Below are 23,297 nucleotides of genomic sequence, written 5' to 3' on the forward strand. Positions count from 1 at the left end.
TCACTCCGCGGCCGGGAAGATACCCGGCAGCGTCATCGCGTATTCGAGATCGGCGCGGGTGCCGAGCGTGGTGAGCAGCACGCGGATCATGGTAAGCCGTCCAGCGGCAACGGTTTCCGCGTCCGGCTCGGCGCCGGGCGCGGTACCCGCCGAAATGCGATAGACCACATACTCGCAAACATGCAGGGCCGCATCGAGATCCAGCGGTGAGGGGACCGGGCGGCCCAATTCCGTGAACGTTTCGCGCACCAGCGCGCGGATATCGTCCAGTGCCCGTTCGCGATAGGCCGATACCGGTGAGGCCGGATCGTGCAGTTCGGCGAACAGTGGGCGCAGCATCGCACCGTGCCCGCGGGCCCAGCCGAGGTAGGCGTCGATGAGACGAATGCCGAGCTCGACCGGCTCGTCCGGACCGGTCAGTGCCGTGCGGATGCCGTCGACGAGGCCGTCGTTGGATGCCTCCAGTACGACGTGCAGCGGTTCGGTGGCATTGCCGAAGTAACGGTAGAAGGTGGGTCGGGCCAGTCCGGCCTGTTCGATGATCTGGGCGACGCTGAGTCCGCGCGAGCCGCCGCGGGTGAATACCGCCGCGGTGGCGAGCACGATGCGGGCGCGGACCTCCTCGGCCTGCTCCTGGGTCTGCGGTGGTCGGCCCCGGCGGGCCGCGCCATTCGTCTGGGAAGTGTCAGCGGACATGGTGATGCCTCACAACTCGAAGCCTGACCTGTCTGTGTGCCACACCCGACAGCTTGACACGAGGTGTGACACCGGCATTAATCTAACACCAGTGTTCAGGAAATAGCTGAACCCGGCTTACCGCCTCGTCCAGCGCAGGCGCCCGACCCAGGAGAGGGCCGACAATGACGACCGCCCGCCAGCTGACCGAACCGACGGCCCTGCCCGCGGCCCTGGTACAACCACTGCTAGATCGCGCGATCGCGGGCGGCGCCCCCGCGGTCGAGGTCTTCGCACCCGCGACCGGGCACAAGATCGCGGACCTGCCGCAGTCCTCGACCGGCGATATCGAGACCGCCTTCGCGAGCGCGCGCGCCGCGCAGCAGGAGTGGGCGCGGTGCTCGGTGCGCGAGCGGGTCGCGGTGCTGCGGAAATTCCACGACATCGTGCTGGCCGAACAGGACGCCATCCTCGATATCGTGCAGACCGAGACCGGTAAGTCCCGGGCGCACGCCTTCGACGAGGTCGGGGATGTCGCGGTCAATGCCAGGTACTACGCGGCGGTCGCGAACAAGCTGTTGGCCACCCGCAAACCGCGTGGTGTGCTGCCGGTATTGACCCAGGTCGATGTGCGGCATCGGCCCAAGGGCGTGGTCGCGGTGATCTCGCCGTGGAACTATCCGCTGGCCCTGGCCGTCTCCGACGCCCTGCCCGCACTGGTTGCCGGAAACGCCGTCGTCGCGCGACCGGATAACCAGACCGCGCTGACCGCGCTATGGGCCATCGATGCCGCCGAGCGCGCCGGGCTGCCGCGCGGACTCTGGCAGGCGGTGCTCGGCCGTGGTTCGGTGATCGGCGGTGAGGTGATCGCGCGCGCCGACTATGTCGACTACACCGGGTCCAGTGCGACCGGCCGGACCATCGCGCAGCAGGCCGGAGAGCGGCTCATCGGATATTCGCTCGAACTCGGCGGCAAGAACCCGCTGCTGGTGCTGGCCGATGCGGATGTGTCCAGGGCGGCCAAGATCGCGATTCGGGCCTGCTTCGCCTCGGCGGGGCAGCTGTGCGAGTCGATGGAGCGAATCTATGTGCACGACAAGGTCTATGACCAGTTTGTCGGCGAATTCATCGAGCATGTGCGGGCGATCGAATTGGGCGGTGCGCTCGATTACGCCAGTGATATGGGGTCTTTGACGTTCCAGCGCCAATTGGACACCGTCAGTGCACATGTCGACGATGCCGTCGCGAAGGGCGCGACGGTGCTGGCAGGCGGTAAGGCGCGTCCCGATCTCGGACCGTACTTCTACGAGCCGACCGTGCTGACCGGGGTGCGGCCCGGCATGACGGTGTATCGCGAGGAGACCTTCGGGCCGGTGGTATCGATCTATCGAGTCGGCAGCGACGGCGAGGCGGTCGAACAGGCCAATGACACCGCGTACGGGCTCAATGCGAGTGTCTGGACCAAGGATGTCGATCGAGGTCGTCAGGTAGCCGCGCGCATCAATGCGGGTTCGGTGAATGTGAACGAGGGCTTCATCGCGGCCTGGGGTAGCGCGGACGCGCCATCGGGCGGGCTCGGCATTTCGGGCACCGGGCGTCGGCACGGTCCAGAGGGCTTGTTGAAGTACATCGACACCCAGACGATCGCGGTGCAGCGGATGCTCCCGATCGCACCGCTGCCCGGCATGTCCGAGGAACTGTGGGCGAAGACCATGACGCTGTATTTCGGCGTCATGAAGGCGCTGCGCCAAAAGTAGTTGCGCCAAAAGCTATTCACGACGAAATCAGGATGAGGACGAATGAAACTGGACACGGTAGCCGATAAGAAGGTCCTGGTCACGGGCGCGGCAATGGGCCTGGGCAAGCTGTTCGCCGAGCGTGCGGTGCGTGAGGGTGCGGCCGCGGTGGTGCTGTGGGATATCAACGAAACCGCGCTGAAGGAGACCGCGGTCGAGTTGTCCGGTCGCGGCGTCGCCATCCATCACTATGTGGTCGACGTGTCCGCGCAGGACGCCATCAGCGAGGCCGCGGCGGCGGTGCGTGCCGATGTCGGCGATATCGACATCCTGATCAACAATGCGGGCATCGTACGCGGCAACAGCTACTTCTGGGAGACCACCGATCGTGCCGATATCGATAAGACGATGGCGATCAATTCCCTTGCGCCGATGTACATTACGCTCGAATTCCTGCCCGCGATGGTGCGCGGCACGGGTACAGCGCGGGTCATGACCATCGCGTCCTCGGCGGGTCTGGTTTCCAATCCGCGCATGAGCGTGTACGCGGCCTCGAAGTGGGCGGCGCTGGGCTGGTCGGATTCGGTGCGCATCGAGCTGGAACAGGCGGGCCACGACCATGTGCAGATCACCACGGTCTGTCCGACCTACATCAATACCGGAATGTTCAATGGCGCAAAGGGTTTCCTGTTCACACCGATTCTCGAACAGGACGATGTCGTCGACGCCTCGTGGCGCGAAATGAAAGCGGGCACTGCCTTGGTGATCCTGCCGTGGACATCCCGGCTCAACAAGGCGCTCTCCGGTCTGCTGCCGATCAAACTGCGCGATCTGTTCCTGAATTCGGTTGGCGTGTACCACTCGATGGACGAGTTCACCGGTCGCAAGAAGTAGCGGCCTCCATGTCGATTTCATCGGCGTCGGGTGGTGATCGGAATCAAATGTCTGGCTTGGTGCCGATGACGACGGTTGAGTAGAGCTCGTCGGATTCGGCGATGCGGCCGGTCAAACCGTGCGCGGTGAGAACGGTGATCGAGGGCAGGGCCTGGGCTTCGGTGGATTCGACCAGCAGGTGGCCGCCCGGCGCGAGCCAGGTGCGGGCGGCGGCTACGACGCGGCGGAAGATATCCAGGCCGTCGGGTCCGCCGTCGAGGGCAGTGCGCGGTTCGTAATCGCGTGCCTCCGGAGGCATCTTGGCGATCATCTCGGATGGCACGTACGGGGTGTTGGCGAGCAGGATATTGATTCGGCCGCACAATTCACGGGGGAGCGGCTCGAAAAGGTCGCCTGCGTAGACGGGCGCGCCGATCGGGGTGAGGTTGCGACGGGCGCATTCGACCGCCGCGGGTTCGATATCGGTGGCGGCGAGTTCTATCGGGCGGCCTTCGGTGGCAAGAGTGTGTGCCAGCGCGAGACCCAATGCGCCTGAGCCGCAACATATATCGACGACAACCGGGTGCTGAGGCATGGCGCGGGCGAGTTCGGCGGCCTCGTTGACGAGGAAGGCGGTGCGCTGGCGCGGTACGAAGACGCCCGGCGCGACCGCGACGCGGATGCCGTGGAATTCGGTCCAGCCCAGCAGGTATTCCAGCGGTGTTCCGGAAACGCGTTGTGCGACCAAGTCGCTGAGATCGGCACCGGTCTCCGCCGCCGCGGCGATGAGCAACCGCGCCTCGTCCTCGGCGAATACACAGCCTGCCGCGCGCAGTTGCGCGACCACTTCTCCGGTTGGTGTCATCGGGATATCGTGCCGTGTGGACGGGGTGCGGTGGGTCTGAGCGTGCAGATTTGCGCGATTTATGTCATTTCAGACGGAAAGCGCACGCTCAGACCCATTCCGCTCAGCGTGCGGTGGCGAGCTGGAATGTCCGCGTCGCGTCGAGGTAGATGCCGCGCTGCGCCTGCCTGGCAGGCGGCGGCAACTGCGATACCAACTGCTCGAGTGAGGTGGTCGCCCCGACCACCTGAGTGCCCGCGACAATGAAATCGGCGACCGCGCGCCGGATGTGGTTCGGCGAGGTCACCACGACCGCGCTGTTCGCGCCGATATCGCGCAGCATCCTGGTGCTGAACAACGCGTTCTGCACCGTCGATCCGGCTCGGCTCTCGACATTGATCCGGGACTCCGGCAGCCCCTTGCCGACCAGCCAGGCCCGCATGGCCTCGGCCTCGGTGATCCCGTTCTGCGGGTTTCCGCCGGTGACGACGATCGGTGAAAGTGGCGAGGCGACCGCCTGCAACCACGCCGCGGTCAGCCGGTTCACCAACTCGGGGCGCAGCGAACCGTCCGGGAGCAGGCCGTAGCCGAGCACCACGATTCCGGTCTGCGGCCCGACGATCGATGGCAGCGGATTCGGCAGGGTACCGATCGCGGCGCCGATCGCGCCGAGCACATTAGTGGTGCCCTGGGCCATTGCCGGGTCGACGGCGGTGAGCCGGGCCAGTGCATCGGCCATGGCGGGCAGGTCATAGGCGTAATTCGACCAGATCGCCTGCAGCGAAAGGGCCTCGGCATCGGCCGGGTCGGCGGCGATCAGCTGTCGGAGTTCGGCGCGGCCGGCGGCATCGTCGCCGTCGGTGAAGGCGCGCTGGGCGGAGTTGTAGAGGGCGTCGGTTTCCGGGGCCGCGATGGCGGGTGCGCCGGATAGTCCGGTGATGGTCGCGGCCGCGAACGCGGTCGCGACCCATAGTTTCCAATGCCTCGAGATCTTCACTACAGTCGACACCTTTCCACGCGTGAAACGGGGCTTCGGTAGGTCTGCTGACAGTTAGCCATTGGCAATCACAGCAACGATACGGCTGGTAACTGCCATAACCGGGTAATTGCCAGGCGTTGTTTCCGGCATTCGGGCAAACCGGGCGGCGCGCGGGGTGCCCGCCGAAACCCGCCGCGCAGTGCAGCCGATAAGGTGTGACAACGTGGATACCGTTTCGCTGTCCGGCAAGGAACTCGCCGCCGCCATCAACGCCGACACCAAGCAGCGTGCCGCCGCGCTCACCGCGAGCGGAACCGCGCCGCGCCTGGCCCTGATCGTGGCAAATGACGATCCGGCCAGCGCGTGGTACGTGAACTCACTGCGCAAGGCCGCCGAACGCCTCGGAATCGCCTGCGACACCATCGAACTCGGCGCCGACGCGAGTACCGAGCGGATCCGCGACGAACTCACCGCCCGCAGCGCGGACTCCGCGGTCGACGCGATCATGCTGCAGACCCCGCTGCCCGCCGGTGTCACCCTCGACGATGTCAGCTCCGCCATCGCCGCCGGCAAGGACGTCGACGGCGTCAGCCCGCTCTCGCTCGGCCTGCTCGCCTCCGGCCTCGACGGCTTCGTCCCCGCCACCTCCGAGGCCGTCGTCGAACTACTGAAGCATCACGAAATCCAGCTGGCCGGACGGCATGTCGCCGTCGTCGGCCGCTCCAATATCGTCGGTAAGCCCCTGGCCCAACTCCTGCTCGCCGAAAACGCCACCGTCACCATCTGCCATTCCCGCACCACCGACCTCCCCGCCGTCACCTCCGCCGCCGATATCGTCGTAGCCGCCGCCGGCCGCATCGGCCTGGTCACCGGCAAACACATCCGCGAGGGCGCCACCGTCATCGACGTGGGCACCAACGAAGCCCCCGACGGCAAAATCGTCGGCGACGTAGCCGCGGAAACGGTCCGCGGCAAGGCCGCCGCCCTCAGCCCCGTCCCCGGCGGCGTCGGCCCCGTAACCACCGCCCTGCTCATGCGCCATGTAGTAACCGCCGCCGAAAATTCCCGCTCCGCCTAACACGCACCGCCCCAAGGGCTTCGGCACGCGCAACATGAACCGCGCGACGCGCCGATCCGCTGCAACATTCCCCCGCACTGCACCGATGCGTTGCTCATGCAGGGGAATGCGATGGTCCACCGTTCACCGTTCGATCCTGGATTCGGGTCGTTCGCCGCCGACGCCCGACTACAAGCTGGGCACTCTCGCGGCGCACTATGGCGTTCGACAAGCACACGCGCACAATGCACTCGACGATGCCCGAGTGCTGGCCGCAGTGCTGCGCGCGCTGATCGCCGACGCGGCCGGGCTGGGAATCGCACCGCCGCTGTTGGCCTGCCCGCCGAAGGAGAACTATCAGAGTCGCCAGGCGTTGCCGCAGTCGCGTAGCGGACCCAAGATGCCGTGTGCCTTCGCATATCCCGGTCGGCTCGAGACCGGCGGGCGACTGGTGCAGCGGATGAAGATCGCGATCACCGGTGATACCTCGACCGATCGAATCGAGCTGGTGAGTCGGGCCGAAGCGGCAGGGTTGGATGTGACCGGTGCCGTGAGCCGACGGATGAGGACTTCATTTTCTACAACCAGCCCGAAGCCTCCGGTGCCCGCCTGGCCGCGGACGGCCCGAACGAGCAATCCTTTGCGCTGTCCCTCGACAGCCTTCCGCACCACTGCTGCCGCATTGTCGTCGCGGCGGTGCTCGACGGCGATGGAATAACTTTCGGCGATGTCGGTGCCATCGAGATCGAGGCAACAACCGGCACCGAGGGTGCAATTGTCGCCCGAGCCACCCTGGACGCCGCGACCGAGGAACGAACCCTGCTGCTGGCCGAGATCTATTTACGCGGCGAGGTCTGGCGACTGCGTGCCGTAGGTCAGGGCTACGTCACCGACCTGGCTGCCTTGGCTCGCGGCTACGGCGTGGATGTCGCGGGGTGACGCCAGCCGCGGCGGGCCTTGCGGGTGGTGCGTTGCATGCGGACGAGGTAGGTGGAAAGCAGGCCGGAGATTCGGCGATGGCCTCGGGGGTCCAGTAGATGGTTTACGACGTGAAGTCCAGCATGCCCCGATTCAGCTGCGGGGCGGCGGTGCAGTCGACGAGATGTTCGTTGGGCCGACCGGCGCCTCCGAATCGAGTGCGGCAAGCAAATCGCGAAGCGTTGTGCGCTGCTCTTCGCTCAGGCCGGCGAAGACCTCTTCAGCGGCCGCACGGCGGGCCGCGGCCATCTGGGAGAGCGCGGCCCTGCCGGAGTCGGTCAGCGTCACCAAGGTCGAGCGGCGGCTGGTCGGGTCGGGCGAGCGCGAGACCAGGCCTGCGGCTTCGAGCGCATCGACGACGGTGGTCGCGGATCGCGGAACGATGCCGAGGTGGTCGGCGATTGCCGCCATCCGCAGGGGCTCGTCGTGGTGGCCGAAAATGCGGAGAGCGCGGGCCTGACCTGGGGTAATGCCCAGGGGAGTGAGTCGCGCGACCTGGTTGCGGCGGATGCGTTTCGCGGTGCGCAGGAACAGCTCGGGGAGATCGGGATCGAGCGCGGTATCCATTTGTTGAGCATAACTCATTGTTTTGGGAACAATTATGAGTCATGCTCAGTTTCATGACGTAGTCCTCGGAAGGAGGCGCCTATGCAGCCCCCACATCAACTTCGCCGGATCGTCCGGCTGTTTCGTCCGTATCGCGCGCGCTTGGCGCTGGTCGCCGCGCTCGTCGGTTTGTCGTCACTGGTCGCGCTGGCATCACCGTTCATGCTGCGCGGAATCCTCGATGACGCCCTGCCACACGGCCGCACCGGTCTGCTGACCGCACTCGCGGCAGGTATGGTCGCGGTCGCCACACTCACGAGCGTCTTCGGCGTGCTCCAGACCTACATCTCCACCGCGGTCGGTCAGGAAGTCATGCACGATCTGCGCTCCGCGGTGTATGCGCAGTTGCAGCGAATGCCGTTGTCGTTCTTCACGACCACCCGCACCGGCGAAGTGCAGTCGCGGATCGCCAACGATATCGGCGGCATGCAATCGACGGTCACCTCGACCGCGACCTCACTGGTGTCGAACTTCACAACCGTAATCGCCTCGGTGATCGCCATGATCGCCCTCGACTGGCGGCTCACCTTGGTCTCACTGATCATGCTGCCGTTCTTCGTCTGGATCAGCAGGCGCGTCGGCGACGAACGCAGGAAGATCACTGCGCAGCGGCAGCAGAAATTGGCGGGCATGTCGGCGATTGTGGAGGAATCGCTGTCGGTGAGTGGCATTCTGCTCGGGCGCACGATGGGCCGCGCACCCGCGCTGGTCGACGATTTCGCGAAGGAATCGCGTGGGCTGGTGGATCTGGAGATCAGGTCCGGAATGGCTGGCCGGTGGCGGCAGTCGACGATTCAGATCGTCATGGCGGCCATGCCCGCGATCGTCTACTGGGCGGCGGGATCGACCGTGGCAGCGGGACATCCGCTGGTCTCGATCGGCACCTTGGTCGCCTTCACGACCTTGCAGACGAGCCTGCTGCGGCCGATGGTGCAGTTGCTGAATACCGGTGTGGAGGTGCAGAGTTCCATGTCGCTGTTCGGTCGGATCTTCGAATACCTGGACCTGAAGCCGGATATCGAGGAACCGATAGTGCCGGTGCCGGTGCCGGATTCGGGTGTCAAGGGCGAGGTCCGCTTCGAGCATGTCGGCTTCACCTATGGATCCGGGACACGGGATGTGTTGCAGGACATCGATATCACTGTGCCCGCCGGGTCCAGTCTGGCCATTGTCGGCGAAACCGGTTCGGGCAAAACCACACTCGGCTACCTGGTGGCGCGACTCTACGATGTGACATCCGGACGGGTCGAGATCGACGGAATCGATGTGCGGGACTTGTCCTTCGCCGATCTCGCCGCCGCCGTCGGTGTGGTCTCGCAGGAGACCTACCTGTTCCACGCCTCGGTCGCGGACAATCTGCGCTTCGCCAAACCCGATGCGACCGACGAGGAGATGTACGCCGCGGCGCGGGCCGCGCAGATCCACGACCATATCGCGAGCCTGCCGGACGGCTACGACACGCTGGTCGGCGAACGCGGCTATCGGTTCTCCGGCGGTGAGAAGCAGCGCTTGGCGGTGGCACGGGTGATCCTGCGCAATCCGCCGATCCTGGTGCTCGACGAGGCCACCAGCGCGCTGGATAACCGGACCGAGCAGGAGGTGCAGGCCGCCATCGACGCGCTGTCCGAAGGCCGAACCACCATCACCATCGCGCACCGGCTCTCCACCATCCGCGACGCCGACCAGATCGTCGTACTCGACCGCGGCCAGATCATCGAACGCGGCACCCACCGCGAGCTCATGGACTCCGACGGCCGCTACGCCGCCCTGGCCTCCGGCGGCGACCTCCTCCAAGCCGCCTGAAGCGTTCAGACGGGTTCCGGGTCGGTTGCGGCGCGTGTGTCGAATTCGTCACGCGCGGTAAGGATTTCGCTGTGGTGCTGCACCGACCAGACCCCCATCGCGTGGCTGAGTTCGCCGAGGCTGGCCCCCAGATCGGTCAGCGAGTACTCGACGCGCGGCGGAACGGTGGGGTAGACCGCGCGGCGGACCAGTCCGTCGCGCTCCAGGTTGCGCAGTGTGCGGGTGAGCATCTTCTGGGTGATGCCGTCGAGCCGACGGCGCAGATCGTTGAAGCGCACCGGCCCGCCCGCCATGCGCAGCACGCCGAGGACCAGCAGCACCCATTTGTCGGCGAGCACCGTCAGCACTTCGCGCGCCGGGCAGTTGGTCAGATAGCTCTTGACCAGGTTGTCGGAGCCGGACCAGTCGGCAATGGTATCCATCGGGTACCTCGGGATCATTGAAGTGCCTTCTTTCCCTTGGATACTAAGGGACCGCAGAATCGGTGGCATGCTCGCAATCACGCAACAAACATTCGGTGGTCCCGAGGTCCTGGAAATCGTCGAGGTCGATCGGCCGAGCGCTGGACCGGGCGAGGTGGTGGTGCGGGTCGCCGCCACCGGTATGAATGCGGCGGACTGGAAGCTGCGGTCCGGGCTGGTGCGCAAACTCGGGGATCCGCCGTTCACCCTGGGCTTCGATGTGTCCGGGATGGTCGATGCGGTCGGCGCCGGTGTCGAGCGATTCCGGGTCGGCGACGAGGTCTACGGCATGGTGCTCAGCCGGTCCGGCGGGTATGCGGAATACGTTGTGGCGCAGGCGGATATCCTCGCACCGAAACCGGCGGTCCTTGATCACATCCACGCGGCCGCCGTGCCGACTGCGGTGCTGACCGCCTGGCAGGGGCTGACCGAAGTCGTTGCCGGACAACGCGTGCTGGTACATGCGGCGGCCGGTGGGGTCGGACATTTCGCGGTGCAGATCGCCAAGGACCGCGGCGCGTATGTGATCGGCACGGCTCGCGCCGCCAACCACGAATTCCTGCGGGAGATCGGCGCGGATGAGGTGATCGATTACACGACAACCGATTTCGCGAAGGCGGTGCGTGATGTCGATGTCGTTTTCGATCTCGTCGGCGGTGACTACGGATCGCGGTCGCTGCCGGTGCTCACCGCGGACGGTCGCCTGATCGACGCGCAGGGCAATGATGCCGAGGACGATCCGCGGTACGAGCGGCTGTATGTCGATCCGTCCGGCCGCGATCTAGGCGAGTTGGCCGCCCTGTTCGAGGCGGGCCGGTTGCATGTGGAGATCGATCAGGTGCTGCCGATGGCCGAGGTGGTCAAGGCCCATCACCTGAGCGAATCCGGGCGCGTCCGCGGGAAAATCGTGCTGGTGCCGTGGAATTCGCCGGTGTGACGGTCAGGCCGCGCCGATTCCGGTGATAAGGGTCTGGTTGCCCACCCGCGCCGTCGTGACGACCTGGGGTTTGTAGGTGATCGATGTCGAATCGGGTCGATGCTCGGTCACCTGCACCAGGTACTGGCCGACGAAAGCTCCCGGCGTAACACTGATGCAGTGGGTGGTGCCGGCCGGAATGCCATCGATGCCCTGTTGAATCGTACCGGCGGGCGAGACGGATGCGTTGGGCGCCACGAACTCTCGGGTCGCAACACCGGATCGGGTGACGTAATAGGCGTACTGGAACGCGAATATGACACCCGGTCCGGAATCCAGCCCGCCCGCGCCGTTGCCGGTAATGGTGTCCCCGACCCGCTCGGGCGGGCACTGCGCCGCGGAAGTGGATCCGGAGACCGCGACCTGGCTGGGCGTGGAGGAGGCCACTGTCGCCGGTTGCGGCTCCGGCCGAATTTGCACGAACGCCACCACGAGTAGTCCGGCCGCCGCGACCGACCCGACCAGCACCGGCATCCACCGGCGCTTCGACCGATTCCGACCGGACCGATCGATCATGGCAGCCAAGGCCTCCTCATGCCGGAAGTAGTCCGGCGCAAGCGGTTTCGGCTCCGCAGGAAGTTCCTCGACCCATTCGGACCAGTCGCCTCCATAGTCGAGCTCATGCGGCGCGGATTCCCCATCCGCTGCCTGAATCGGGTTGTGCCGCACCAGAGCCTGCTCGTATGGGTCCGGCGCGTGGTGGTTCGGATCGTGCCGAGTGGGGTCTGTGTCGAAAGCCCCTGGGTGAATCGGGTTCTGGCGCATCGGATCTCGCTGAACCGGTCCGCGTTGGTTCGGGTACTGGGGAACAGGCGCATGCCAATCTTGTGGAGCAGGCGGACGCGGCACGACAGGCGCAGGAGGACCCGGGTTCCGGTTGACGGGCACCTGACGGATCGGTTCCGGCAACGTCAGCGACCCCTGCTCGCTGTCCTGCACAGTCGGCGCTCGACGCATCGAGACGTGCGGAACCGGGGGCTGACGCGGGGGGCCTTCCTGGATCGGAATCCGCGGTATCGGCCCGGTTTGCCTCGGGCTCTGGGGATTCGGAGCCTGGCCGCCGGAAACTTGTTGACCGCGAATGCGCCGGAACGGGTCCGTATTCGTCGGCGCACGGTCGACGGGAACTCGGGGCAGCGGTCCGGATTGTGTTGCGGCGCGGTCGATCGGCACGCGGCGTAGTGGACCAGTGTCGATGGGTGCGCCGTCGATCGGGATCCGCGGAATCGGCCCGGTCGGCGCGTTGTCCTCCGTGAAGCCGATCCGGTGGAACGGGTTCGGCGGTGTCGGAGTCTGGTATGCCCTCGGCGCACCGAGCGGCTGTTGTGGCGCAGCGCCCGGCTGCGGGCCGGAATTCGCCCGCGAGGTCATATCCGGTCGATCCATCGCCCTACCTTCATCAGGTCATACGATCACGTGTGTCCCGCAGTTGTATCAACCTCGGCAGGATACCGCCAGGTTTGCTGCGCGTGACGAAATTGAGGGGAGGTGTCGCGAAGGAAAACGGATTGTTTACGGCTCACCAGTGCACGGTGACCGGATCGCCGACGCCGACGGTCTCGTAGTACCAGGCGGCGTCATCGGGAGCCAGGTTGATGCAGCCGTGGCTGACATTGGCATTGCCCTGCGAATCCACCGACCACGGTGCGGAGTGCACGAAAACGCCACCCCACGTTAGGCGTTCGGCGTACTCGCCATTGATGACGTAGCCCTCGGGCGAGCTCAGCGGGATCCCGATGGTGCGCGAGTCGAAGACGACCGAACGGAACTTTTCCAGCACCGGGAAGGTACCTGTCGGTGTCTCGTAGCCAGGCTTGCCCATGGATGCGGGCACCGACCGCGCGAGCGCACCGCCGATGCTCACGGTGAAGGTATGCGCCGACATATCGGCGTCGGCCACCACGCCCGCATTGGTGCGGAACTCCGTGCGCGCGTTACCGACCTGCACCGAGATCGGCGCCCGGGCTGGCAGGAAACTCGTTGGCGTCCAAGTCAATTCACGATCACTCGACCAGGAGAAAGCACCCGGCAGCGGCTCGGTGGCTCGGATATCGACCAGTCGTTCGGCTCTGTCGCGGTCGGCGACCGGATTGGCGAATCGAATCGTCACCGGTGCCGCGATACCGACTTCCTGGCCTGCCGACGGGGTAATCGTTGCGACCGCGTCGACGTTGGGTTTCAGAATCGTTGTGGCGATTGCCGCTCCGGACCCGAACGCCGCCAAGGCGACGACCGTGGTCGCGAGGAACAGGTATCTGAGTGCGTTCCGCATGGTCCACCCCTTCACGCTGGTGTGGGGACGCAGAAATCCATTCTAGGACTTCATGATCAACTCGACGTACCGGTTCTGTAACGGCCGTCCAAGTCCACAGTTTCGTATAGGGGCGTCATACCCGGCATCACACCGAACAAACGATCCGACCGTTCGTTCGGATTCAGCCGCGCACGGCGTGCAATACGTCGGCGTGCAGTGCGTCCGCGCGGGCGGTGATCTCGTCGATGCGGATCAGCACCGCCGCGAACTTATCGCCCTGTTCGGCGCTGAGTGAGCGGACATTGATTTCGATATTGAGCTGCGAACTGGTGGCCGCGGCCCGCGCCGCATCGGCGGCGGCGCCGATATCGGTGACCACATTGGGATTGCCGATCGGCAGCAGTTCGGTGGCGAGTGAGAGCACCTCGTCGGCCTCGTCGACGACCGCGGCGGGCACCCGGGCGGCCTCGAGCAGCGCGGCGGTAATGGCATCGCTGCGCGCGGCGGCCTGCGTCGGAGAATCCTTCGGCAACTTGTAGGCGTTGCCGACGGCGGTGAACGCCGCCGCATCGGCGTCGGCCAGGGCCAGCGCGCGCTCGCGGGCCGCATCCGCCGCCTCGATGATCCGGTCGATGACCGGTCGGTGGTCGGCGTCCTTGGCCCGGGTGGTGTAGCGCGCCACCATCGCGACCAGTGCGGCACCCTGTGCGGCGTGCAGCGCTGCGACGGCGCCGCCACCTGGTGCGGGCACCTTCGCGGCCAGGTCGGTCAGATACTGCGCGAGGGTAGCCTCAGCGAAGGCGGGCTGCGACACGGCGGGTGGCCTTTCGTTTTCCTGCGACGACAGTGGAGAACTACGGCGAATACGCTACCGCTCGCGCCAGGGTGGCCGGTGCGCGGCCGGTACGTAGCTGCGGTTAGGTTGAGTGCTATGCGGATCGGATTGAGCATCAACTACTCGGGCGGCTTCAAAGAGGCGGCCGCCGAAGTGGCCGACCTCGAAAAGGCTGGACTCGACATCGTGTTCGTGCCGGAGGCCTACTCGTTCGACGCGGTGAGCGCGCTCGGATATCTGGCGGCCAAGACTACTCGGCTGCAGCTGGCCTCGGGCATCCTGCAGATCTACACCCGCACGCCCAGCCTGACCGCCATGACCGCCGCGGGCCTGGACTTTGTCTCCGACGGTCGATATGTACTCGGCCTCGGCGCATCGGGCCCGCAGGTGATCGAGGGCTTCCACGGCGTTCCCTACGACGCACCCATCGGACGCACCAGGGAACTGGTGGAGATCTGCCGCAAGGTATGGCGTCGCGAGCGGCTGGAGTACCAGGGCAAGTACTACCAGATCCCGCTGCCCGCCGACCGGGGCACCGGCCTCGGCAAGCCGCTCAAGCTGATCAATCATCCGGTGCGTGAACGCATTCCGGTGCTGCTGGCCGCGCTTGGCCCGAAGAATGTGGAGCTGGCCGCGGAGATCGCCGAGGGCTGGCAGCCGATCTTCTTCGTACCGGAGAAGGCCAAGGAAATCTGGGGCGAATCGCTGGATGCCGGTCTGGCCAAGCGTGATCCGATCCTCGGCGAGCTGGACGTCTACGCTGGGCCCGCGCTGGCCATCGGCGAGAATGTCACGCCGCTACTGGAATTTGTGAAACCGCATCTGGCGCTCTACATCGGCGGCATGGGCGCCAAGGGCAAGAATTTCTATCACACGCTGGCCACGAAGTACGGCTATGGCGCCGAGGCGGACCGGATCCAGGAGCTGTATCTGGCCGGCAAGAAGGAGGAGGCCGTCAAGGTGGTCCCGGACGATCTGGTTCGGGATATCTCGCTGGTCGGCCCGGCTGGATTCGTGAAGGAGCGGATCGCCGCATTCCGTGCGGCGGGTGTCACGGTACTGAATGTGGTGCCGATGGCGGCGACCCGGGCCGAACGGGTCAAGCTGATCGAGCAACTGCGCGAACTCTGTGTCTGATTTGTAGCGCCTGCGGCGCTGCATGTTCGCGGCCCCCTGGTGTCTGGCGGTCGAGACTTGCGACTTCGTCGCATGCGCTTCGACCGCTCGGCCGCCAGATGGGCCGCGAACGTCGCTCGTAAGACTCGCTCCGTGGTGGGTCAGATGATCGGAAAAGCTCCGGTTGAAATCAGGCCGCGCTACCGGAGTGCGGCCAGCGCCTCGGCCAGGGTGGTGTGCAGTGCGAACACCTGATCCAGACTCGTCATCTTGAGCTGCCGGCTGGTGGCCGGACCGTCCGCGACCAACACGATGGTGGTGGTGTCGCCTGCACGCTGATGCGCCGCGACCAGGGTCGCCATACCCGCCGAAGCAAGGAAGCTGACACCGGTCAGGTCGATGATCAGGACCGCCGGTTTGCCGGTGAGGATGGCCTCGATGGTGTTCTCCAGCGCTGGCGCGGTCGCCAGATCGACCTCGCCGGAAACCGTGAGCACGGTCGCGCCATCGTGTGCCTCGACTGTGGTGGTCATCGTGTCCGCCAGGGGATACGCGTCTCCGGAGTTGTTTGTCACATCATCACAATCTGCCATGAACCCGCCTTTCGCGCTGCATTCCTCAGCCAGAAAACTGGCGGTTCGTGCCACGCAGTGGGTTCGCTACGGGGGATTTGATCGCGGGCAACGTTACCGACATGCGGACGCGGGTGCCCAGCCCGCTGTGGTCTATCTCCAATTCTTCCGTCAAAGCCCGCATCATGTCGATGCCGCGTCCGCGCGGCCCCGGATCGGCGGAGCGTGGTTTCCACGTTCCGGTGTCGGCGACCAGAATGACGACCTTTTGGGTATCACATTCGGCGGTCAATTCGACGAGTCCAGGATCGGTGGTGGCGGCCGCGGCGCTGGTGGCACGGCCGAGCAGTTCGGCCGTGGAGCTGATCGCGCGGGTGACCGGCCCGCCGCCGTTGCGGTAGGCGTGTTCGATGCTGTTACTACAGGCCTCGTTTGCCGCGGCGACGAGGTCGGAGGCGAGATCGTGCGGTACCGCGGTGGCGGCGAGCCAAGCCTTGAGCCGCTTGCGCATAGCCGAGAGCTGATCCGGATTGGCCGGAATCTCGAGCCGCAACGGTGCCGGGGGTTGCCGGTACACGACCATGGCGACGTCATCGTCGTAGCCCGCGGCCGGACGCAGTCGGGAGAGCACGGCATCGGCGACCTCGCGCGGCAGCTTGCCCGCGGTATCGGCGAGCACTCCCGAGATCTTCGCGAAACTGTCATCGATATCGATGCCGCGCTGTTCGACCAGGCCGTCGGTGAACAGCACCAGCGTCGAACCCGGCGTGAGCGCCGTGGTGGCCTCGGGGCGCCGTGGCGTATCGAAAGTAGCCAGCGGTACCGCGCGGCCGCCCTCGAGCAATCGGCCCGGCTGGCCGACATCGGCCAGAATCGGCGGCATATGTCCGGCGCTGCTGTAGCGGACCAGTCCGCGCACCGGATCGAGGACGGCGGCGCAGACCGTCGTGCACATCGCGCCGGGAATCCGGCCCGCGACGGTATCGAGTTCCGCGAGCAGCTGCGCCGGGCCCGCGCCGCGCAGCAGGAGAGCCCGTGCGGCCGTACGCAATTGGCCCATTACGACGGCCGCGGACAGACCACGTCCGACGCAGTCGCCGACCACGACGCCGATGGTGCCGTCGCGCAGCGGAACCACGTCGTACCAGTCGCCGCCGATCTCCAGCGGCGGCAGCGCGGGCTCGTAATGCACCGAGAACCGCGGCGGCAGTTCGATCGGACCGAGCATGGCGCGCTGCAGCGTCAGCGAGGTCGAACGCGCCTGATCGAAGTTGCGCGCCCGCTGCACCGCCAGACTCAGATGTCCGATGAGCAGCGAGAACAATGTCCAGTCGGCGGCGCTGATGGCGCGCGGCGCGGCGAAGCGCAGCCACAGTGCCGCATCACCTGTCTCGCCGAGCGGTGCGACGATGCCCTCGGAACTCTCGGTGCCCTCCGGAATCGCGAACAGGCTGCGTGCCGGACGACGCCGGGCCCGATCCAGTAGCGCCCGCGCGCGGGCGTCGAGCACGGAGCCCTCCGGAACCCCCTCGGCTCCCGAGACATACGTCTCCGGCCCGGTATTGCGGTTGGGCCACACCATCACCACCGCGGTTTTCGCGCCGACGGTGCGTCGCAGTTCGTCCAGTCCGACGGCGAGCACCTCGACCACACTCGTCGCCGCGCCGACCGCGGTGGCCAGTCGTGACGCCGCCTGATCGCGGGCCTGCGCATCGTGTTCGGCGGTGACATCGCGGATGGTGCCGACGAAGATCTGCTCGTACTTCTCCGGTTCGACCATCGCACTGGTACTCACCGCGAGCCAGACCGTGCGGCCGTCGCGATGCTTGACCGGAATCACGAAACGCTGTGCCTCGCTACCGAGATCGGGATAGCGCGGACCTTCCGGCGTCGACCACGGATGCGGCAGTGGGAAAGGCAATTCCGATGCGCCGTAACCGGTCAGCGCGCCGAAGGCGGAGTTGACCTCGATGATGGTGCCGCGGGCGTCGGCCACGAAGAAGCCGTCCTGCAGCGACTCCACCAGGGCGGTGCGGAAGGCGTCGCGCCCGGCGAGATCGTCGATGCGCGAACGCTGTTGTTCGGCGCGGCGGGTGCCGTCGATATATCCCCGGGTGGCGATGTCCAGGGCAGCGAGAGTCTGCAGCAGGAATTCCAGTGCGGTCTCGGCGTGTTTGGCGGATTCGTCGGCCTTCGCGGCGCCCGATTCCGCGGCTTGCACCACCCGGTAATGGTTTTCGGTGAGATCGAGCAGGCTGATGCCCTCGACGAGAGCGCGCCGGCCGAGTTCGTAACCTTCCCCGAGGCCGGCCTGCGACGGTGAGTCCAAGTGCCGCCGTAGCGCATCTGCGTAGGCGTCGAGGAATGCGGCCAGCGCCGCGCTCATGTCTCCGCCTCGCTGGCGTTCGGCGCGGTGGCGGCTGCGTCTTTTGTTCGCTCGCTGCGCTCGCTCATTGCATTCCGCCGTTCACGCTGGTGCCTCCAGTACGCCGCCCCGGTGGCGGGCCGCGAGCACCAGTGCGTCGTCGGTGTCCTTGGCATGCCTGGCCAGGATTTCGGCGGTGATCTCGGCAGTGGATTTGGAAGGATCGATGCCGCTGTCGGCGGATTCGGTGACGATGCCGTCGGTCGACATCAACAGCAGATCGCCCGGACGCACCGGAACGGTCTGCACCTGTAGGTTCTGGGGTAGCCGATAGCCTACGATGCCACCGGTCATCAGGACCGTCGCGCGCATGGCGAGCCCGACCGGACCCGCGGTCAGAATCCGGGAATCGACATTGCCGACGCCGAGCCAGTGCACCGTATCGGATGCGCCGAACAGTGCCAAAGAGACTGCCGCACCGCGGGTGTCGGCCATGGCCCGATGACACAGCACCATCAGGACGTCCAGCGGTTCGGCGCGGTTCTCCGAGAGCACCTGCGCTGCGCGATCGGCGGCGTCCGCAGCCGCCGCGCCGTGGCCGAGTCCGTCGAGGACGGCGAAGAGCACCGAGCCGCCGCCTGCGTCGAGGACCACGCCGCGGTCACCGGAGACCCGCTGACCGGGCAGGGCACGGCCGGCCACCGCCCATTCGATCCGGCCGATGATCCCGTCCTCATGCACCGTTGGGTACCCACTTCCACATCTCCACCAACGTGCCGCGACCGGGTGCCGAATCGACGGTGAGCCGGTCCATCAGCCGGCGCGCGCCGGGCAGGCCGAGTCCGAGACCGCGGCCGGTGGAGTACCCGTCGTCGAGCGCGCGGGCGATATCGAGGATGCCGGGGCCCTGGTCCTCGGCCTGGACGACCAGCGCCTGTCGCCCCTCCCGGTCATCGACCAGCAAACGTATTTCACCACTGCCCGCGTAACTGGTTATGTTGCGGGCGATCTCGGAGATCGCCGTCGAGATCATGGTCATATCTGTCAGTGAAAATCCGAGCTTGGCCGCCAGCTCACGTCCGGCTTGACGTGCGATCACGATGTCACCCGACACCCTGACCGCGATCACCAAGTTCTCAGCGGCCACTGTCACGACCATCTCGCTGGCGGCGAGCCGGAGCCATGCGGTTCAGCCACGCCAAGCCCTCTTCCAGGTCGAGGGCGGTGTGCATGTCCTCGAAGGTGAGGCCCAACTGCACCATGGCGAACGCGACTTCGGGTTGCAATCCGACGATGACCGTTTCGGCACCGCGGAGCTGCGTCATGTGCGCGATGGTACGCAGCGATCTGGCCGCGAACGAATCCATGACATCGATCGCGGTGACGTCCACGATGATCCCGTGCGCCCGGTATCTACTGACCTGTTTCATCAGGTCGTCCTGGAGACGTTCGGTATCCGCGTCGGTCAGGGCTGACTGGACCGACGCGATCAGATAGGTACCTTGTTTGAGGATCGGAACCGGCATAGGGGGGCCCGATCAGCGCCCGTCGCGCTCGGTGAGCATTCGATCCGTGACGCGGGTCACCTCATAGCCGAGTAAGCGTTCCGCCTCTTCGATACCTCCCTGGAGGTCACCGACCGCGTTCATCTTGGACAGGTCGAGGCCGATGGTCACCAGTGTGAGGGCGATCTCGGAGGACAGGCCGGTGATGATCACATTGGCGCCCATCAGGCCGGATGCGTCGACGGTCTGCACCAGGTGGTTGGCCACCGTGGAGTCGATCGCGGGCACACCGGTGATGTCGATGACGACCACCTTCGCGCGATTGGCGCGGATGGCGCGCAGTAGCTGTTCGGTGAGCTGGCGGGCGCGTTGCGAGTCGAGCACACCGATGATCGGCAGGATGAGCAGCTGCTCACGCACCTGGAGCACCGGGGTGGACAGCTCGCGAATGGCTTCCTGCTGCTGGCGGATGACGCGCTCGCGCTCCTGCACGAACGAGATGGCCACGGTGCTCGCGATGCGGTTCGCGGCGGGCTCGTACGCGTCCAGTACCGCGTTGAGCATTTCGAAGTCGGCCTGGTATTTCTCGAACAGCGAGCGGGCCAGCACGTCGCGCAGGAGCAGCACGATGCCGAGGACCTCGTCGGTTTCGACGCCTCTCGGAATGATGCGCTCGGACAGATCGCGCGCGTAGGCCTGCAGCGCCTCGACGCTACCGGTTACGAGCACCTCGACGTAGTTGTCGTACATGGAGGTCGCCTCGGAGAAAATCTCCTCCGGGGTCATCGCGGTCAGCAGCTGGGCCTCGGTAATGCGCCTTGCCCACTCTTCACGCAGCCCGGTTCGGTTCTGCCGCAGGTGTTCGACCAGCTGCGGAAGCAAGTTGTCGACCGGTCCTACGGGCAGGGAATCCGCCGAAAGGCTCATGGACACCTCGGACATGGAAATTCCAGCCCCTTTCGAACGGGATTGTCGGGATAGTCGTGCATTCGGCTGCGTGCCGATACCGAGCCTAGTCATACCCCATCCCGGTCGCCCGTGAAACCTGCCGTTAGCTCGATGGTAGATCCGGATCCTCGCTCGGCAGTGCGAATCCGCGTGCCAGCGCCGCGAGCGCCTCGTCGAGATAGACCGTGAGGTCGGCATCGGCGCGGGTCAGCCAGGCATCGAAGGCGGCGCGCGCCGCGGCCAGGGTGGTGCGGCCGACCGCCAGTGCGACCAGGTTGTCCTGCGGTACGCCGAGTCGGCGTGCGGCGAACGCGCTCACGGCCCGCTCCCAGGCGTCGTAGTGCGCGCCCGCGGTGGCGGCCAGTGCCGGATCGCCGCCGACGAGCTGCATGCGAACGCGTAGTTCGGGCACGTCTTCGGCGCGATATCGGTTGGCGTTCACCACAACTCGGCGTACGGCCGTCATCATCGGAACCTCGTCGGGCACGGTGGCGAAGGCCGCGCGCAACGCCTCGACTTCGGCGTCGAACTGGTACCAGAGCACCTCCGCCTTGGTGGGGAAGTAACGGAAGAAGGTGCGCCCGCTGATACCCGCGGCCGCGGCGATCTGCTCGACGGTGGTTTCGTCGAAGCCCTGTTCGGTGAACAGTCGCATGGCTATCAGTTCGAGTTCGCGCTTGGTTGTGCCGCGTGGACGGCCCCGCACCTTGGCATCGGTCACGGTTGTCGATTATGGCGCCGATCGCAGGTTCTTGATTATGTCAGTGACTGACGATAATCTCGCGGCATGGTGGAAAGTGTCGCGGAACACACCGTGGCCGCGCGACTGACCTGGCCGGAGGCCGGGTCGCGCGCGGCTGCGGGCGCGATCCTTGCCGTGCCGATCGGGGCGACCGAACAGCACGGACCGCATCTGCCGCTGTCCACCGACACCGATATCGCGGTGGCATTGTGCGCGCGGCTGGCCGAGTCGCGGTCGGATGTGCTCGTCGCACCGGCGATCCCGTATGGAGCCAGCGGTGAGCACGCGGGTTTCGCGGGCACGCTGTCGATCGGACAGGCCGCGCTGGAGTTGCTGATCATCGAGTTGTGCCGTTCGGCCACCGATACTTTCGACCGCATCGTGCTCGTCAACGGGCACGGCGGCAATCTCGAACCGCTGCGCAAGGCGGAGGCGTTGCTGCGTACCGAATCCCGGGACGTGCGGGTGTTCATGCCGCGCTATCCGGGTGATCCGCACGCGGGCCGCGCCGAGACCTCGATGCAGTTGGCGCTGCGCCCGGATGTGGTGCGGACCGAACTCGCCGTCGCCGGTGATACGAGGCCGCTCGCCGAGCTCTTGCCGCTGCTGCGCGCCGGGGGAGTGCGCGCGGTGAGCGCCAACGGGGTCCTCGGCGACCCGACGGGCGCGAATGCCGACGAAGGCACTGCACTGCTTACTCAACTGACCACTGACCTGCATGAACAGATCCGGCTGTGGTGGCCGGTGGCTTCCCCGAAAGGATCCCTCACATGAACCGCTGGTTCGAAACCGTTGCCGAGGCGCAGCGGCGGGCAAAGAAACGACTGCCGAAGTCGGTGTACGGCGCACTGATCGCCGGATCCGAGCGCGGCCAGACCATCGACGAAAATCAGCAGGCCTTCACCCAACTCGGCTTCGCACCGCACTGCGCGGGCCCGATCGGCGATCGCGACCAGTCGACAACCGTACTGGGACAGCAGCTCTCGATGCCGGTGCTGATCTCGCCGACCGGCGTGCAGGCGGTGCATCCGGATGGTGAAGTGGCCGTGGCCCGTGCGGCGGCGGCGCGCGGCATCGCGATGGGGCTCAGTTCCTTCGCGAGCAAGCCCATCGAGGAGGTCATCGCGGCGAATCCGGCGACATTCTTCCAGCTGTACTGGTGCGGTTCGAAAGATGAGATCCTGCAGCGGATGTCGCGCGCCAAGGCGGCGGGCGCGGTCGGTCTGATCCTGACCCTGGACTGGTCCTTCTCGCACGGGCGCGACTGGGGCAGCCCGGTGATCCCGGAGAAGCTGGATTTCAAGACCATGCTGACCTTCGCGCCGCAGACCCTGGCGCGGCCGCGCTGGCTCGCCACTTATGTTCGCTCCGGCCGTATTCCGGATCTCACCGCACCGAATATGGCCGTTGGCGGCGGTCCGGCGCCCGGCTTCTTCGGCGCCTACGGCGAGTGGATGGGCACTCCCGCACCGGATTGGGCGGATGTTGCGTGGATCTGCGAACATTGGGACGGGCCCGTCATGCTCAAGGGCGTGATGCGCGTCGACGATGCGCTGCGCGCGGTCGACGCCGGCGTCGCGGCCATCTCGGTGTCCAATCACGGCGGGAACAATCTGGACGGTACGCCTGCTGCGATTCGGGCATTGCCCGTGGTGGCCGACGCAGTCGGATCGCAGATCGAGGTGGTGCTCGACGGTGGCATCCGACGCGGTAGCGATGTGGTGAAGGCGGCCGCGCTGGGCGCTCGCGCGGTCATGATCGGGCGGGCCTACCTGTGGGGCCTCGCCGCGAACGGGCAGGCCGGTGTCGAGAATGTGCTCGACGTCCTGCGTGGCGGCATTGATTCGGCGTTGCTGGGACTGCGCAAGACCAGCATCGGCGATCTCGATCGGGGCGATCTAGTGGTGCCGGACGGGTTCGAGCGGGCATTGGGAGTGCCGGACCCGGCCGTGCGGTCGGCTTGACCTGGCGG

General features: G+C 66.3%; 25 protein-coding genes. 10 read left to right on the forward strand and 15 right to left on the reverse strand.

Features of this window, described 5'->3' with window-relative positions; all coding sequences use genetic code 11:
* Positions 1-696 (reverse strand): TetR/AcrR family transcriptional regulator, encoded by a 696-nt coding sequence (locus tag OIE68_RS06085; protein WP_327098408.1) that lies wholly within the window; start codon positions 694-696, stop codon positions 1-3.
* Positions 697-860: 164 nt separating this feature from the next.
* Between OIE68_RS06085 and OIE68_RS06090 the strand changes: the two genes are divergently transcribed.
* Positions 861-2,432, forward strand: coding sequence for a succinic semialdehyde dehydrogenase (locus OIE68_RS06090; protein ID WP_327098409.1), 1,572 nt, complete (start codon positions 861-863; stop codon positions 2,430-2,432).
* Between the two features lie 42 nt (positions 2,433-2,474).
* Entirely contained in the window at positions 2,475-3,305 is an 831-nt protein-coding gene (locus tag OIE68_RS06095; RefSeq protein WP_327098410.1) for an SDR family oxidoreductase, read from the forward strand.
* A gap of 43 nt (positions 3,306-3,348) precedes the next feature.
* Here OIE68_RS06095 and OIE68_RS06100 read toward each other — a convergent pair whose 3' ends face one another.
* Positions 3,349-4,149 (reverse strand): putative protein N(5)-glutamine methyltransferase, encoded by an 801-nt coding sequence (locus OIE68_RS06100; protein WP_327098411.1) that lies wholly within the window; start codon positions 4,147-4,149, stop codon positions 3,349-3,351.
* 103 nt (positions 4,150-4,252) lie between these two features.
* Entirely contained in the window at positions 4,253-5,125 is an 873-nt protein-coding gene (locus OIE68_RS06105) for a YdcF family protein (RefSeq protein WP_327098412.1), read from the reverse strand.
* 205 nt (positions 5,126-5,330) lie between these two features.
* Between OIE68_RS06105 and OIE68_RS06110 the strand changes: the two genes are divergently transcribed.
* From OIE68_RS06110 to OIE68_RS06120, 3 genes are all read left to right on the forward strand, one after another.
* A complete protein-coding gene (locus OIE68_RS06110) occupies positions 5,331-6,185 on the forward strand; it encodes a bifunctional 5,10-methylenetetrahydrofolate dehydrogenase/5,10-methenyltetrahydrofolate cyclohydrolase (protein WP_327098413.1) in 855 nt (284 codons plus the stop codon).
* Positions 6,186-6,291: 106 nt separating this feature from the next.
* Positions 6,292-6,882, forward strand: coding sequence for a hypothetical protein (locus tag OIE68_RS06115; protein ID WP_327098414.1), 591 nt, complete (start codon positions 6,292-6,294; stop codon positions 6,880-6,882).
* The gene (locus OIE68_RS06120; protein WP_327101587.1) at positions 6,774-7,103 is read left to right on the forward strand and encodes a TerD family protein; all 330 of its coding nucleotides are present in this window, start codon (positions 6,774-6,776) and stop codon (positions 7,101-7,103) included. Before OIE68_RS06115 ends, OIE68_RS06120 begins: the two co-directional genes overlap by 109 nt.
* Before the next feature lie 132 nt (positions 7,104-7,235).
* Here OIE68_RS06120 and OIE68_RS06125 read toward each other — a convergent pair whose 3' ends face one another.
* Positions 7,236-7,709 carry a MarR family transcriptional regulator gene (locus tag OIE68_RS06125; protein WP_327098415.1) on the reverse strand — a complete coding sequence of 158 codons (474 nt, stop codon included), beginning with the start codon at positions 7,707-7,709 and terminating at the stop codon, positions 7,236-7,238.
* An 81-nt stretch (positions 7,710-7,790) separates the two neighbouring features.
* On the opposite strand from OIE68_RS06125, the gene OIE68_RS06130 reads away from it, so the two are divergent.
* Positions 7,791-9,551 carry an ABC transporter ATP-binding protein gene (locus tag OIE68_RS06130; RefSeq protein WP_327098416.1) on the forward strand — a complete coding sequence of 587 codons (1,761 nt, stop codon included), beginning with the start codon at positions 7,791-7,793 and terminating at the stop codon, positions 9,549-9,551.
* Between the two features lie 5 nt (positions 9,552-9,556).
* Here the strand turns inward: OIE68_RS06130 and OIE68_RS06135 are convergent, their stop codons facing one another.
* Complete coding sequence (locus OIE68_RS06135) at positions 9,557-9,973, reverse strand: helix-turn-helix domain-containing protein (protein ID WP_327098417.1); 417 nt, start codon at positions 9,971-9,973, stop codon at positions 9,557-9,559.
* A 67-nt stretch (positions 9,974-10,040) separates the two neighbouring features.
* Between OIE68_RS06135 and OIE68_RS06140 the strand changes: the two genes are divergently transcribed.
* Complete coding sequence (locus OIE68_RS06140; protein ID WP_327098418.1) at positions 10,041-10,949, forward strand: NADP-dependent oxidoreductase; 909 nt, start codon at positions 10,041-10,043, stop codon at positions 10,947-10,949.
* Positions 10,950-10,952: 3 nt separating this feature from the next.
* Here OIE68_RS06140 and OIE68_RS06145 read toward each other — a convergent pair whose 3' ends face one another.
* The 3 genes from OIE68_RS06145 to OIE68_RS06155 form a co-directional block, all read right to left on the reverse strand.
* Positions 10,953-11,753, reverse strand: coding sequence for a hypothetical protein (locus OIE68_RS06145; protein ID WP_327098419.1), 801 nt, complete (start codon positions 11,751-11,753; stop codon positions 10,953-10,955).
* 754 nt (positions 11,754-12,507) lie between these two features.
* Complete coding sequence (locus OIE68_RS06150; protein ID WP_327098420.1) at positions 12,508-13,260, reverse strand: L,D-transpeptidase; 753 nt, start codon at positions 13,258-13,260, stop codon at positions 12,508-12,510.
* 163 nt (positions 13,261-13,423) lie between these two features.
* Positions 13,424-14,056 carry a cyclodeaminase/cyclohydrolase family protein gene (locus tag OIE68_RS06155; RefSeq protein ID WP_327098421.1) on the reverse strand — a complete coding sequence of 211 codons (633 nt, stop codon included), beginning with the start codon at positions 14,054-14,056 and terminating at the stop codon, positions 13,424-13,426.
* Positions 14,057-14,173: 117 nt separating this feature from the next.
* On the opposite strand from OIE68_RS06155, the gene OIE68_RS06160 reads away from it, so the two are divergent.
* Positions 14,174-15,214, forward strand: a complete 1,041-nt coding sequence (locus tag OIE68_RS06160; protein ID WP_327098422.1) for an LLM class F420-dependent oxidoreductase — start codon at positions 14,174-14,176, stop codon at positions 15,212-15,214.
* Positions 15,215-15,393: 179 nt separating this feature from the next.
* Here OIE68_RS06160 and OIE68_RS06165 read toward each other — a convergent pair whose 3' ends face one another.
* The 7 genes from OIE68_RS06165 to mftR all read right to left on the reverse strand — a co-directional run bounded on the left by OIE68_RS06165 (position 15,394) and on the right by mftR (position 21,304).
* Positions 15,394-15,726 carry an STAS domain-containing protein gene (locus OIE68_RS06165; protein WP_040691794.1) on the reverse strand — a complete coding sequence of 111 codons (333 nt, stop codon included), beginning with the start codon at positions 15,724-15,726 and terminating at the stop codon, positions 15,394-15,396.
* 85 nt (positions 15,727-15,811) lie between these two features.
* Positions 15,812-18,151, reverse strand: coding sequence for a SpoIIE family protein phosphatase (locus OIE68_RS06170; RefSeq protein WP_327098423.1), 2,340 nt, complete (start codon positions 18,149-18,151; stop codon positions 15,812-15,814).
* A gap of 81 nt (positions 18,152-18,232) precedes the next feature.
* On the reverse strand, positions 18,233-18,871 hold the full coding sequence (locus OIE68_RS06175; protein WP_327098424.1) for a SpoIIE family protein phosphatase: 639 nt from the start codon (positions 18,869-18,871) through the stop codon (positions 18,233-18,235).
* Positions 18,864-19,289, reverse strand: a complete 426-nt coding sequence (locus OIE68_RS06180) for an ATP-binding protein (protein ID WP_040691752.1) — start codon at positions 19,287-19,289, stop codon at positions 18,864-18,866. The genes OIE68_RS06175 and OIE68_RS06180 overlap by 8 nt, the downstream gene beginning before the upstream one ends.
* Positions 19,267-19,656, reverse strand: a complete 390-nt coding sequence (locus OIE68_RS06185) for an STAS domain-containing protein (RefSeq protein ID WP_327098425.1) — start codon at positions 19,654-19,656, stop codon at positions 19,267-19,269. The genes OIE68_RS06180 and OIE68_RS06185 overlap by 23 nt, the downstream gene beginning before the upstream one ends.
* A 12-nt stretch (positions 19,657-19,668) precedes the next feature.
* Positions 19,669-20,577 (reverse strand): STAS domain-containing protein, encoded by a 909-nt coding sequence (locus OIE68_RS06190; protein WP_040691747.1) that lies wholly within the window; start codon positions 20,575-20,577, stop codon positions 19,669-19,671.
* Positions 20,578-20,686: 109 nt separating this feature from the next.
* Positions 20,687-21,304, reverse strand: a complete 618-nt coding sequence (mftR, locus tag OIE68_RS06195) for a mycofactocin system transcriptional regulator (protein ID WP_327098426.1) — start codon at positions 21,302-21,304, stop codon at positions 20,687-20,689.
* Between the two features lie 66 nt (positions 21,305-21,370).
* On the opposite strand from mftR, the gene mftE reads away from it, so the two are divergent.
* Positions 21,371-22,099 carry a mycofactocin biosynthesis peptidyl-dipeptidase MftE gene (gene mftE, locus OIE68_RS06200; RefSeq protein ID WP_327098427.1) on the forward strand — a complete coding sequence of 243 codons (729 nt, stop codon included), beginning with the start codon at positions 21,371-21,373 and terminating at the stop codon, positions 22,097-22,099.
* Positions 22,096-23,289 (forward strand): pre-mycofactocin synthase MftD, encoded by a 1,194-nt coding sequence (mftD, locus tag OIE68_RS06205; protein WP_327098428.1) that lies wholly within the window; start codon positions 22,096-22,098, stop codon positions 23,287-23,289. The genes mftE and mftD overlap by 4 nt, the downstream gene beginning before the upstream one ends.
* The last annotated feature ends 8 nt before the right edge of the window (positions 23,290-23,297 follow it).

It is taken from the genome of Nocardia vinacea (assembly GCF_035920345.1).
Classification (GTDB): domain Bacteria; phylum Actinomycetota; class Actinomycetes; order Mycobacteriales; family Mycobacteriaceae; genus Nocardia; species Nocardia vinacea_A.

Coding starts and splice junctions, on each gene's coding strand:
- OIE68_RS06085 (WP_327098408.1), bottom strand. CDS start 696: ATGTCCGCTGACACTTCCCAGACGAATGGCGCGGCCCGCCGGGGCCGA.
- OIE68_RS06090 (WP_327098409.1), top strand. CDS start 861: ATGACGACCGCCCGCCAGCTGACCGAACCGACGGCCCTGCCCGCGGCC.
- OIE68_RS06095 (WP_327098410.1), top strand. CDS start 2,475: ATGAAACTGGACACGGTAGCCGATAAGAAGGTCCTGGTCACGGGCGCG.
- OIE68_RS06100 (WP_327098411.1), bottom strand. CDS start 4,149: ATGACACCAACCGGAGAAGTGGTCGCGCAACTGCGCGCGGCAGGCTGT.
- OIE68_RS06115 (WP_327098414.1), top strand. CDS start 6,292: ATGCGATGGTCCACCGTTCACCGTTCGATCCTGGATTCGGGTCGTTCG.
- OIE68_RS06125 (WP_327098415.1), bottom strand. CDS start 7,709: ATGGATACCGCGCTCGATCCCGATCTCCCCGAGCTGTTCCTGCGCACC.
- OIE68_RS06130 (WP_327098416.1), top strand. CDS start 7,791: ATGCAGCCCCCACATCAACTTCGCCGGATCGTCCGGCTGTTTCGTCCG.
- OIE68_RS06135 (WP_327098417.1), bottom strand. CDS start 9,973: ATGGATACCATTGCCGACTGGTCCGGCTCCGACAACCTGGTCAAGAGC.
- OIE68_RS06140 (WP_327098418.1), top strand. CDS start 10,041: ATGCTCGCAATCACGCAACAAACATTCGGTGGTCCCGAGGTCCTGGAA.
- OIE68_RS06145 (WP_327098419.1), bottom strand. CDS start 11,753: ATGCGCCAGAACCCGATTCACCCAGGGGCTTTCGACACAGACCCCACT.
- OIE68_RS06150 (WP_327098420.1), bottom strand. CDS start 13,260: ATGCGGAACGCACTCAGATACCTGTTCCTCGCGACCACGGTCGTCGCC.
- OIE68_RS06160 (WP_327098422.1), top strand. CDS start 14,174: ATGCGGATCGGATTGAGCATCAACTACTCGGGCGGCTTCAAAGAGGCG.
- OIE68_RS06165 (WP_040691794.1), bottom strand. CDS start 15,726: ATGACCACCACAGTCGAGGCACACGATGGCGCGACCGTGCTCACGGTT.
- OIE68_RS06170 (WP_327098423.1), bottom strand. CDS start 18,151: ATGAGCGCGGCGCTGGCCGCATTCCTCGACGCCTACGCAGATGCGCTA.
- OIE68_RS06180 (WP_040691752.1), bottom strand. CDS start 19,289: ATGGTCGTGACAGTGGCCGCTGAGAACTTGGTGATCGCGGTCAGGGTG.
- OIE68_RS06185 (WP_327098425.1), bottom strand. CDS start 19,656: ATGCCGGTTCCGATCCTCAAACAAGGTACCTATCTGATCGCGTCGGTC.
- OIE68_RS06190 (WP_040691747.1), bottom strand. CDS start 20,577: ATGTCCGAGGTGTCCATGAGCCTTTCGGCGGATTCCCTGCCCGTAGGA.
- mftE (WP_327098427.1), top strand. CDS start 21,371: ATGGTGGAAAGTGTCGCGGAACACACCGTGGCCGCGCGACTGACCTGG.
- mftD (WP_327098428.1), top strand. CDS start 22,096: ATGAACCGCTGGTTCGAAACCGTTGCCGAGGCGCAGCGGCGGGCAAAG.